Origin of the sequence: Anoxybacillus tepidamans PS2, from assembly GCF_000620165.1 — a bacterium.
GTDB classification, from domain to species: domain Bacteria; phylum Bacillota; class Bacilli; order Bacillales; family Anoxybacillaceae; genus Anoxybacteroides; species Anoxybacteroides tepidamans_A.
In genome coordinates, this window is sequence record NZ_JHVN01000012.1 from 90,922 (window position 1) to 102,167 (window position 11,246).

The window sequence follows — 11,246 nt, forward strand, 5'->3', positions numbered from 1 at the left end:
GAGGTGAAAACACATGGCACGCAACAACAACAACAACCAATTACTAGTTCCTGGAGCACAACAAGCTCTTGAGCAAATGAAATACGAGATCGCTCAAGAATTCGGCGTAAACCTTGGTGCTGATACAACTTCTCGCGCTAACGGTTCTGTTGGTGGAGAAATCACAAAACGTCTTGTTGCTATGGCGCAACAACAATTAGGTGGTTCATACCCTAACCAATTCTAATTAAATATTTATGGCTACGAGGGCGGGAGTTTTCCCGCCTTTATTATTTCAAAAAATTATTCAAAAAATTCTAATTGTTTTGTATAATTTAGTTGTGAAATAAAAAACGGGGGATGATAGTTGTGAGACGCGAAGACTTAATTGCTCCTACGCAATATAATTTAACTTCCGAAATTGAAAAATACGCAAAACAAACTCCGGAAAGAATTGCTTTAAAATGGGAAAGTGAGGATGGGCACACTCAACAAATCACATATGGTGAATTAATTAAAAAGGCGAATCAAATTGGAAACGCTTTACTTTCTGCTGGATTAAGAAAAGGCGACAAAGTGCTTATTATGGTGCCGCGTTTGATTGAAGCGTATGAAGTGTACTTAGCTTCTTTAAAGGCCGGTCTTGTTGTCATTCCGAGCTCTGAGATGCTGCGCACAAAAGATTTACAGTACCGCATTTCGCACGGAGAAGTAAAAGCGGTCGTTGTGTACGAGCCTTATGTGGAACAGTTCGTTCCTATCGAAAACATGGATACGATTTTAAAGTTTGTTATCGGCGATCGCGACATCGAAGGTTGGGACAATCTAGTGAAGGTGAGTGGGGTGCAAAGCGAGGAACTCGAAGCGGCTGATACGTCCCGTGATGATATGGCATTTTTATCATATACATCCGGAACGACAGGCAACCCTAAAGGGGTCGTGCATACACATGGATGGGCTTATGCTCATTTGCGTACAGCTGCGAAAAATTGGCTATGCATTGAGGAAGGAGATGTTGTGTGGGCGACAGCGGGACCTGGTTGGCAAAAATGGATTTGGAGTCCATTTTTATCAGTGCTCGGCTCAGGCGCGACAGGTCTTGTTTATTATGGGCGATTTGAGCCGGAAAAATATTTGCAGCTGTTAAGCAAGTATGAAGTGAATGTTTTGTGCTGCACTCCGACGGAATATCGCTTGATGGCGAAGGTGCCGACGATTGGAAACTACGAGTTGCCGCATTTGCATAGTGCTGTGTCAGCAGGAGAACCGTTGAACAGAGAAGTGATTGATACGTTTGAGAAGTATTTTAACATACAGGTTCGCGATGGATATGGACAAACAGAAAACACGCTGCTTGTTGGTGTGATGAAAGGAATGAAAATCAAACCAGGTTCGATGGGAAAACCAACCCCTGGAAACCGCGTTGAAATCATCAACGAAGACGGCGAACCGTGCGCTGTCGGAGAGGTCGGGGATATTGCTGTTCACATTGAAACGCCGGCTTTGTTTAAAGAATATTATAAAGATCCTGAGCGCACAGCGATGCAGTTTCGTGGTGACTACTACATCACAGGCGATAAAGCGAAGAAAGATGAGGACGGTTATTTCTGGTTTGAAGGGCGCGGCGACGATATTATTATCAGTTCCGGCTATACAATCGGTCCTTTTGAAGTAGAGGACGCGCTTGTTAAACATCCGTCTGTAAAAGAGTGTGCGGTTGTAGCGAGTCCGGATGAAATACGCGGACATGTCGTAAAAGCGTTTATCGTGCTTCGCGAAGGGGTCGATGCTAATGATCCGGAGCTTATTCCAGCGTTGCAAGAGCATGTGAAGCAACTCACGGCACCGTATAAATATCCGCGCAAAATTGAATTTGTTGATGAGTTGCCAAAAACAACATCCGGAAAAATTCGCCGTGTTGAATTACGGGAACGGGAAATGCGACTTGCGCAACAAAAGTAAAAATGAAAAGGGCTGATCACCAAAGGATCAGCCCCTTTTCTATTATAAGAATGTCCGTTTCACTTTTTCCCAGAAAGAGTTGTCTTTTAACCGCACAGTTTTAATAAGGCGATCACTTAATTTGATTTCAACTTTTTCGACATGCTGAATGCTTAAGGCTTCATTATCCATGCCGATAATTGGGTAGTGGTTTCCTTCCGGCGAAATTTTTAGTGTAAGTTTTCGTTGACCGCTTAAAATAAAGGAAGAACCGAGCGTTCGATAGCGATTGTTATTCAGTGAAGCCAGTTCGCTTACTTGAAAGCAAGGGAGAAGCGGATCAACTACGGCTCCGTTGATCGATTTATTGTAAGCGGTGCTCCCAGTTGGGGTAGCGACAATCATTCCATCGCCTCGAAATGTTTCAAAATGAAGGTTATCAATGAACACATCCATCACGAATGTTTTAATAATCCCCGAACGAATCGAGCATTCATTTAGGCAAAAAAATGAAGCCGTGTCGTTAATTTTCACCTCAATAATTGGGTACCGCCGCACTTCCATTTGTTCATTCATGATTGCTTGTACCATATGGTCGGTGTCGTCAATATGAAAATCGCAATAAAAACCGCGTGATGACAGCGTGGAAATCGCGGCATAAAGACAATCATCACGAAAACCTGTTTGCCGTACAGCTTGAAGAAATGACCCATCATCTCCAATGCTTACAATGATATTGGCGCTGCGATAATCGTTGACGACGACGAAATCATTTTGCTGGGCGAGTGTTGTCAGCGATTGAACTTGTTGGAGCAACTCTTCATCATGTTTGTGGAAGAAATAAATGCGATTGCGACGTTCTGCCATGGTGAAACCTCCATTTTGTCATATTTTAGTCTATTCATTATTATGGTAAAATAAATGAATCGTACATATAGTTTACCACTTATTTCTATGGAACTGAAATTATTTGTAGAGGGGGAATGATGATGAACCGCAAACGCTGGATTGCATTAGGGATCGCTGCTGTATTATTCATTGTTTCAGCGTTAGTTAGTGTCATTACATCGTTTATAACGCGAGATATGGGAAAATGGTCAGAAGATTGGATGACTTTCGCAAATCAAAATTTTGGAGAGGAAGTAATCGAAGACGGAAATCAATTAAAGAAGATTGTTGTTCTTGAAGTGAATGGTGTCATTCAGGAAGGAGAAGAAGCTAGTTCGCTGTTTTCCGGGGACGGCTATAACCATCGTGTGTTTTTGCAGATGCTTGAGCAAGCAAAAAAGGATCCTGCCGTCAAAGGCATCGTATTGCGCATCAATTCACCGGGTGGTGGAGTTGTTGAGAGTGCTGAAATCCACGATCAGTTATTAAAGCTAAAGAAGAAAACGAACAAGCCAATTTATGTATCAATGGGGTCGATGGCAGCTTCTGGAGGATACTATATTTCGACAGCTGCGGATAAAATTTTCGCAAGTCCTGAAACGATTACAGGATCATTAGGAGTGATTATGCAAAGCATGAATTATGAAGGGCTAGCGAAAAAATATGGTGTGGAGCTTGTGACGGTAAAAAGCGGACCTTACAAGGATATTATGAATCCTGCTCGTAAAATGACTGATGAGGAACGAAAAATTTTAGAATCTTTGATTAAAAACTCGTACGAAGGATTTGTGAAAGTCATTTCTGAAGGAAGACATCTTCCAGAAAGCGAAGTGCGCAAAATCGCTGATGGTCGCATTTATGATGGGCGCCAAGCAAAGCAATTAAAGTTGATTGATGAGTTCGGATACTTAGATGATACAATTGCGGCGATGAAAGCAGATCATCATTTGCAAGGAGCAGAAGTAGTAAAATATACGAACGATTTTGGATTGAGTTCACTATTTCAGATGACGGCTTCAACCTTTGCTTCTAACCGTAATGACGACTTTGAGATGTTAAAATTATTTTCAAAACCAAAATCGCCTCGGCTGATGTATTTATATGCGGAATGAGGGGGAAATAAAAGTGGAGGGAAATGTTTATACTGAAGAAAGAACAGTTATTGAAACAGCCTCGCCTTTTCGTTACGGGGGATTTTGGATGCGCTTTTGGGCGTATTTGCTTGATTTACTAGTTGTCGCAAGCCTTAATCGTTTGCTCGTTTATCCGCTTTTTCGCTTATCTGACCTTTCGCTAGAGGAAAAAACGCTGTTTTCACCGATTGCTGTTGTTACAACAGTGGTATTTTATACATACTTCGTCATCATGACAAAATACTTTCAGCAAACGGTAGGAAAAATGGTATTTGGTCTCAAAGTGATTGATGTCAACGGGCGTTCCTTAACTTGGCTCACTGTATTATTTCGTGAGGTAATCGGAAAATTTATTTCTAAATTTATTTTATTTATCGGGTTTCTGCTAGTAGCGTTTTCGAAAAAAAAGCAAGGTCTTCACGATCAAATTGCTGATACGACGGTTGTTCATGAATAAACCTGCAAAGGCAGGTTTATTTTTTTTTGAATATGGCGACAATGTTATGTTGAAAGGAAGTGCTGACGGTGAAAATAGTTGTTGTCATTATTCCGATTTTATTTGTTTTTTTTATGCTTATGAAGCTCTCGATAACCATTTTTTTTCATCATGCGCAAGACGATGATGAATGCCGTATTACGATTAAAACGTTGTTTGGATTAATTCGATATACAATCCGAATTCCTCTAATTAAAATCGATAAACAATCGGCTAGCATTGTTGTGTCTCATAAAGAAACCATAAATAATAAGTCTAACAATCCGACGAAGCGGAAAAAATATAGCCCAAAGGAAATTATTGATAGTTTCAAAGAAACAAAAGAATTTGCCCAGCATGTGATTCATTTGCATGTGATTGTTCGAAAATTTATGGCTCATGTGTCAGTCACTAAACTGGAATGGTGTACGAAAATCGGTACTGGCGATGCTGCCCAGACGGGGATGATTGTCGGTTTTGGCTGGTCGGTGAAGTACGGAATTATTGCACTCGTAAGTAAATATATGAAATTAAAAGCGATGCCTCTTCTTTCTATTACACCTTCTTTCCAACAGCCCGTTTCAGAAATGAAATTTGTATGTATGATTCATTTTCGAATCGGGCATGCTATGTTAGCAGGAATACGAATTTTAAAATATTGGCGTGGCAATCGCTCAAAGTTAAAATCATTTATTAACCGGCAAGCAAACGAAAGCTACTAGGAGGAGTTTATAATGAGCAACCATCCAATTCAAGGATTAATGACAACAGCGATGGAAAATTTAAAACAAATGATTGATGTTAATACAATTATCGGTGATCCTGTAGAAACACCAGATGGGAGCGTTATTTTAACAGTTTCAAAAGTAGGATTTGGATTTGCTGCTGGCGGCAGTGAGTTTATGGTTGAAGGAAAGCCAAACGGTGCCAATGTTGCATCTGTAAATCATGTCAACGGACACTCAAATGCGGAACATCCTTTCGGGGGTGGAAGCGGCGGCGGCGTGTCTATTACTCCGATTGCGTTCTTAGTTGTAAACTCTTCAGGTGTAAAATTGCTTCATCTTGATGAAAGCACACATTTGTACGAAAAAATCCTTGATTTCGCTCCGCAGGTCATTGAAAGAATTCAGAATGCGTTAAAGAAAAATAAAGAAAATGGCGAAAGGAAAGATGATTTAGGAATATGAGCCTCTCCCTCCTACACTCTGTTTCAAGGTGGGAGACTTCTCCATAGATATATTAAATGAAAGTCAAAATCGTTGAAAAATTTTTTCATTCCCGGTATGATTACGCTATACATAAATTTTTCGGGAGGAATTTTCAATGGCCAATGTAACATTTAAGGGAAACCCGGTGACATTAGTCGGGAATGAGGTGAAAGTTGGAGATAAAGCTCCAGACTTCAAAGTGCTAGCGAACGACTTGTCCGAAGTGACGCTTGCGGACACAAAAGGGTCTATTCGTTTGATTAGCGTCGTTCCATCGATTGATACGGGAGTATGTGATGCACAGACACGCCGTTTTAACGAAGAGGCGGCAAAGCTTGGTAATGTGAAAGTGTTGACGATCAGCGTCGATTTGCCATTTGCCCAAAAGCGCTGGTGCGGAGCGAACGGAATTGAAAACGTTCAAGTGTTATCTGATCATCGCGATGTTTCATTCGGTCAAGCATATGGCGTCTTAATTAAAGAGTTGCGTTTACTTGCTCGTGCCGTGTTCGTAGTCGACAGCAACGATGTGGTTACATACGTTGAATATGTTCCTGAAGCGACAAATCATCCGAATTATGAAGCAGCTATTGAAGCGGCAAAAGCGGCAAAATAATGGCTGAATAGAAAAATGCCTCGAACAATCGAGGCATTTTTTGTTGAAAACGGTGATAGTAAGCCATACAATAAAACATTGGATACCCATTAGAAAGGGGAACAACGATGCTTACACCAGTTGAACAGTTATTTTCTCTCTTTGACCAAACGGCATGTATTTTGCAGGAGGAGTTGCGCTGTACATATTTAGAAGCTATTGCAGAAACTGGGGAGAATATTTTTCACGGAGATGTACTGCAGGAAGAAGTAAGCGAGCTAAATAAGAAAAGGCTGACAAACGAGTATAGACAAGTTCAGTTGGAGCGTTTTGCGAACGAAGAGATTCGCAAAGCATTTCAACTCGCTGTGCTAAAAGGAATGAAAGAGCATATCCAGCCGCATCATCAAATGACACCTGATGCTGTTGGTTTGTTTATGAGTTATCTGGTTGGCAAGTTTACAGCCAATCATCTAGCTCTCACAGTTTTTGATCCGGCTGTTGGCACGGCCAACCTATTGACGACGGTGCTGAATCACCTGCCGGGAAAGCAAATTAAAAGCTATGGTATCGATGTAGATGATTTGCTTATTAAACTTTCATATGTGAACGCGAATCTACAAAAACATTCGATTCACTTTTTTAATCAGGACAGCTTGCAGCCGCTTTTTGTTGACCATGCTGATGTCGTCATTTGCGATTTGCCGGTTGGTTACTATCCGAATGATGAAGTTGCGTCCCGTTTTGTACTAAAAGCAGAAAGCGGCCGTTCGTATGCGCATCACTTATTCATAGAACAAAGCGTATACCATACAAAAGAAGGCGGTTATTTATTTTTCTTGATCCCGAACTCATTATTTACAACCGATCAGTCGGACAAGCTTCATGCATTTATAAAAGAACATACTGTCATTCAAGGCCTGTTGCAGCTTCCGCTTTCGATGTTTAAAGCGGAGAAGGCTGCCAAAAGCATTTTTATTTTGCAAAAAAAAGGTGCAAATGTCACGGCGCCAAAAAAAGCGTTGCTTGCTGAATTGCCGAGATTTTCAAACAAACAGGCGATGCAAGTAATTATGCAGAAAATTAACGAATGGTTCGAAACAGAGAAAAGGGTTCTTAAATAGAGAGCCCTTTTTTTAATTTTAGGAATATAAAAACATATTAGATGCAAACGGTTACAGTTGGAAGAGGTGCTTGAAACGAGCGGCATGCGGGGCGTAAAATGGAAAAGGATTATGGGGCGTTTAGCTACTAAAAAACGAAGAGATACTATTGTGTAGGAAGTGTCATGATAAAGGAGTTGTTTCATCAAGATGTCAAAAATTATCGCTATTAACGCAGGTAGTTCGTCGCTAAAATTCCAACTATTTGAGATGCCGAGCGAAACGGTATTGACAAAAGGGCTAGTCGAAAGAATCGGCTTTGAAGACGCGATATTTACTATTACGGTAAATGGGGAAAAAATTCAAGAAGTGGCATCAATTCCAGATCACTCAGTTGCCGTCAAAATGCTGCTTGATAAATTAATTCGTTTTGGCATTATTCAATCGTTTGAAGAAATTAATGGCATCGGACATCGAGTCGTTCACGGAGGAGAGAAGTTTAGCGATTCTGTTCTCATTACCGACGAAGTGCTGCAAGAAATTGAGGAATTATCAGAGCTTGCTCCGTTGCACAATCCAGCAAATATTGTCGGCATTAAAGCGTTTAAAGAAATTTTGCCGAATGTTCCGGCTGTCGCTGTTTTTGATACAGCGTTCCACCAAACGATGCCGGAGCAATCATTTTTATACAGCCTTCCTTATGAGTATTATACAAAATTCGGCATAAGAAAATACGGATTCCATGGCACTTCGCACAAATATGTCACGCAACGTGCAGCCGAGTTGCTTGGTCGCCCAATTGAGCAGCTGCGCCTTATTTCTTGCCATCTTGGAAACGGTGCGAGCATTGCAGCAGTAGAAGGAGGCAAATCGATTGATACGTCGATGGGCTTTACGCCGCTTGCTGGGGTAGCGATGGGAACGCGCTCAGGAAACATCGATCCTGCTTTAATCCCGTACATCATGGAGAAAACCGGAAAAACAGCAGAAGAGGTCATTGATGTTCTTAATAAAAGGAGCGGCATGCTTGGAATTTCAGGATTTTCGAGCGATTTACGCGATATTGAAAAGGCAGCGGCTGAAGGAAACGAGCGAGCAGAGCTTGCGCTTGAAGTATTTGCAAACCGTATTCATAAATATATCGGTTCATACGCAGCGCGCATGTGCGGCGTAGACGCGATTATTTTCACGGCTGGAATCGGCGAAAATAGCGATGTTGTGCGTGCTAAAGTGTTGCGCGGCCTTGAGTTTATGGGGGTATATTGGGATCCGGCTCTAAACAAAGTGCGCGGCAAAGAAGCATTTATTAGTTATCCGCACTCTCCAGTGAAAGTATTAGTGATCCCGACTAATGAAGAAGTCATGATTGCCCGCGATGCGGTGAGGTTGGCAAATTTAGCCTAAAATAAAAAGCTAGACAAATATTTGTCTAGCTTTTTATTTTTACTTTACTTAATATCAATCCATAATCCGGAAGAATCGTAGGAAAGTGTAATAGTGAAGCCATTTTTCTCAAATGTTAGAGCAGGTGGATAGCCTTCTTCGCTATCAGATTGTTGATAGCTATTACCGAAAATGCTGATTAATTGCTGTTTTAAATTATTATACATTTTTAGCAATTGGTCTTCCGTGTAAGTTACCTCTGGATCGAAATCATAGCCAAAATAAGTCAGCTTTCCTTTTTCAAATCCGTACCATATCTCAGTATTATATCCAAAGATTGAAGTTGAATAAATGAGCAGGTCTACACCTTGAGCATTTGAATGTGCTACCAGTTTTCCTGTTTCGATCTTCTTAATTTGGGAAGGCGTCATTCCCATTTTTGCGCCTCTAAATAGCTGTTCGATTTTTACTTGGTTTAATTTCGCTTTTGAAGGGGTTTCATATTTTACGCGATTGTCGCGATCTATGTAATATCCGCCACCTAAGCCAAGCATGCCTGGTTTAAACGTGTAAATGCGGAATTTTTCCCCCGGTTTTAATGTTCTTTTAACAATTTTTTTCTCTCCTTGTAGTTGGTAAAGCTCAGTCGTTTTTAATACTGTTAATCTACCAATTTGTCCTGGCTTTAATTCTGAGCCGTTCCAGTAGACTTTGGCCTCTGCTGCTGTTTGGGCGCCAATCCATACAGCAAGGCCGAGAGAGAGAGCAGCAATTGCCTTTTTCATGGTGTCATGTCCTCCTCAAAGTAAAATTATAGTCGCCCTTATTATAGCATCATTTACTTATTTCACATAGATTTTCATAGATTTTATTTTTTGGTATATTGTACATAAAAAGAATGACAGATAGATTTAGGATATGTGCACCATAAATCCGTATCATTTTTCCTTTCTTGATACTTCTAGCATTGCTTTTTTCAATATAGGAAACAAGGCGAGAAACCAAAAAATGCGGCGGTGCTAGTAAGGTATTTGATCGATGAAGGAGAGAAAGAAATAGTGGAAAATAGAGAAGAGTTACATAGGTCGCAAATTCATGTTCGAGTGGAATTATCGCCTAAAGAGTTTGTGCTTGTGAATTTGCTTTTTATGTGGGTGTCATATCCCCGCCTTGTTATAATAGGGATTTCCAGTTTAGTAGTCGGATTATATGCTTGGGCGATAATCGGCTGGAATTCGGTGCTGTTTTTAACATTCTTGCCGACTATAGCGTTAGCTGTGTGTATTGCGTCGATCTTGTTGCAAGCGAAAAAAAAGAACCATGCGTATCGTCAGCCAAGAGTTTATACGCTTTCACAAGAAGGGGTTTACATGGAGTCAGCTACGATGAAACAACAATATGCATGGATAGCGATTCGTGGAATAAAAAAAATAAAAGGGTATTACTATTTACTGTTAGGGATTAATGCAGCGCATGTGCTACCTGAAAAAAATTTTCCCGATCGTGCTTCATTGGAGCAATTTCATAGCTTTATTCAAGCTGTTCCGAAGCAGAAAAAAACTTCATTCTTTACAAGGCTTCGAAAAATCTTTTTCTATATATTTGTCGTCTTAATTTTTATCGGCATTTTCAGCAACCTCTTTTCGAGATAAAACAATAAGGATGGATGCAAATGAGCGTAAACGAACATAAAAAAGAAGCGCCGCACGTGATTCGCTGTAAAATAGTGACCGTAAGTGATACAAGAACAGAAGAAACGGATAAAAGCGGCAAGTTGATGATGCAGCTATTGCGGGAGGCCGGACACGAAATCGTTGCTTACGAAATCGTGAAAGATGAAAAAGAAGCGATTCGCGCAGCGGTGATCCGCGGTTGCGAGCACCCAGAGATTGATGTCGTGCTGACAAATGGGGGAACTGGAATTGCGAAGCGCGATGTGACGATCGAGACGGTTAAAGAAATCATAGAAAAAGAGATCGTCGGATTTGGAGAGCTGTTTCGCATGTTAAGTTATACGGAGGATATTGGGTCTGCAGCCATGCTATCAAGGGCGATTGCTGGGGTGTTGGACGGTAAAGCCATTTTCTCAACACCAGGTTCTACCGGAGCGGTTCGTCTAGCCATGACTAAATTAATTTTGCCAGAACTAGGCCATGTTGTTCGAGAAATAAGGAAAGATTGGCGCTGAAAGACAGAAGTGTCCGTATGAAAAGACGGACACTTCAGACTGTTGAAAAACGATTTTGTCAACGACAAAATCGTTTTTTTATGATATATATGAAGGAAATACCGATGAGGAGAGCTCCCCTATATATTCCTACCGATCGAATTTAGAAATTCAAGAAAACCGTCGAGCGTATGAGTCCATGGTCGATTCGAATCATGTGTTGGTTCAAATCGATCGTTTCATGGATTGGAATCATGTGTATCGCTTACTCCAACCGTTTTACTCGATGAACACAGGCCGTCCTTCCATCGACCCTTTAATCTTGGTAAAAATCCTCATGATCCAATACCTAGAAGGGTTTCGTTCCGTTC

At 41.0% G+C, this 11,246-nt stretch carries 14 protein-coding genes; 12 read left to right on the plus strand and 2 right to left on the minus strand.

Features of this window, described 5'->3' with window-relative positions; genetic code table 11:
- The first annotated feature begins 13 nt into the window (after positions 1-13).
- Positions 14-226 (plus strand): alpha/beta-type small acid-soluble spore protein, encoded by a 213-nt coding sequence (locus tag N667_RS0111090; protein WP_027409640.1) that lies wholly within the window; start codon positions 14-16, stop codon positions 224-226.
- Between the two features lie 122 nt (positions 227-348).
- Positions 349-1,941, plus strand: coding sequence for an acyl-CoA synthetase MbcS (mbcS, locus tag N667_RS0111100; RefSeq protein ID WP_027409641.1), 1,593 nt, complete (start codon positions 349-351; stop codon positions 1,939-1,941).
- Positions 1,942-1,983: 42 nt separating this feature from the next.
- Here the strand turns inward: mbcS and N667_RS0111105 are convergent, their stop codons facing one another.
- A complete protein-coding gene (locus N667_RS0111105; protein ID WP_027409642.1) occupies positions 1,984-2,787 on the minus strand; it encodes an NAD kinase in 804 nt (267 codons plus the stop codon).
- A 122-nt stretch (positions 2,788-2,909) separates the two neighbouring features.
- On the opposite strand from N667_RS0111105, the gene sppA reads away from it, so the two are divergent.
- The 7 genes from sppA (at position 2,910) to N667_RS0111140 (ending at position 8,729) form a co-directional block, all read left to right on the plus strand.
- Positions 2,910-3,920: a signal peptide peptidase SppA gene (gene sppA, locus N667_RS0111110; protein ID WP_027409643.1), complete on the plus strand. Its 1,011-nt coding sequence runs from the start codon at positions 2,910-2,912 to the stop codon at positions 3,918-3,920.
- Positions 3,910-4,398 (plus strand): RDD family protein, encoded by a 489-nt coding sequence (locus N667_RS0111115; RefSeq protein ID WP_051530032.1) that lies wholly within the window; start codon positions 3,910-3,912, stop codon positions 4,396-4,398. The genes sppA and N667_RS0111115 overlap by 11 nt, the downstream gene beginning before the upstream one ends.
- 68 nt (positions 4,399-4,466) lie before the next feature.
- Positions 4,467-5,138 (plus strand): DUF2953 domain-containing protein, encoded by a 672-nt coding sequence (locus tag N667_RS0111120; RefSeq protein ID WP_027409645.1) that lies wholly within the window; start codon positions 4,467-4,469, stop codon positions 5,136-5,138.
- A 12-nt stretch (positions 5,139-5,150) separates the two neighbouring features.
- Positions 5,151-5,606, plus strand: coding sequence for a GerW family sporulation protein (ytfJ, locus tag N667_RS0111125; protein ID WP_027409646.1), 456 nt, complete (start codon positions 5,151-5,153; stop codon positions 5,604-5,606).
- 136 nt (positions 5,607-5,742) lie between these two features.
- Positions 5,743-6,243: a thiol peroxidase gene (gene tpx, locus N667_RS0111130; RefSeq protein ID WP_027409647.1), complete on the plus strand. Its 501-nt coding sequence runs from the start codon at positions 5,743-5,745 to the stop codon at positions 6,241-6,243.
- Positions 6,244-6,350: 107 nt separating this feature from the next.
- Complete coding sequence (locus tag N667_RS0111135; RefSeq protein WP_027409648.1) at positions 6,351-7,346, plus strand: class I SAM-dependent methyltransferase; 996 nt, start codon at positions 6,351-6,353, stop codon at positions 7,344-7,346.
- 189 nt (positions 7,347-7,535) lie between these two features.
- Positions 7,536-8,729 (plus strand): acetate kinase, encoded by a 1,194-nt coding sequence (locus N667_RS0111140; protein ID WP_027409649.1) that lies wholly within the window; start codon positions 7,536-7,538, stop codon positions 8,727-8,729.
- Between the two features lie 44 nt (positions 8,730-8,773).
- Here N667_RS0111140 and N667_RS0111145 read toward each other — a convergent pair whose 3' ends face one another.
- The gene (locus tag N667_RS0111145) at positions 8,774-9,493 is read right to left on the minus strand and encodes a hypothetical protein (RefSeq protein ID WP_027409650.1); all 720 of its coding nucleotides are present in this window, start codon (positions 9,491-9,493) and stop codon (positions 8,774-8,776) included.
- A 273-nt stretch (positions 9,494-9,766) separates the two neighbouring features.
- Here N667_RS0111145 and N667_RS0111150 point away from each other — a divergent pair, with 273 nt between their 5' ends.
- The 3 genes from N667_RS0111150 to N667_RS20190 all read left to right on the plus strand — a co-directional run.
- Positions 9,767-10,360 carry a YcxB family protein gene (locus N667_RS0111150; protein WP_027409651.1) on the plus strand — a complete coding sequence of 198 codons (594 nt, stop codon included), beginning with the start codon at positions 9,767-9,769 and terminating at the stop codon, positions 10,358-10,360.
- 20 nt (positions 10,361-10,380) lie between these two features.
- The gene (locus tag N667_RS0111155) at positions 10,381-10,896 is read left to right on the plus strand and encodes a molybdenum cofactor biosynthesis protein B (RefSeq protein WP_027409652.1); all 516 of its coding nucleotides are present in this window, start codon (positions 10,381-10,383) and stop codon (positions 10,894-10,896) included.
- 55 nt (positions 10,897-10,951) lie between these two features.
- A partial coding sequence (locus N667_RS20190) for a transposase (RefSeq protein WP_409978183.1) occupies positions 10,952-11,246 on the plus strand: 295 nt, incomplete at its 3' end.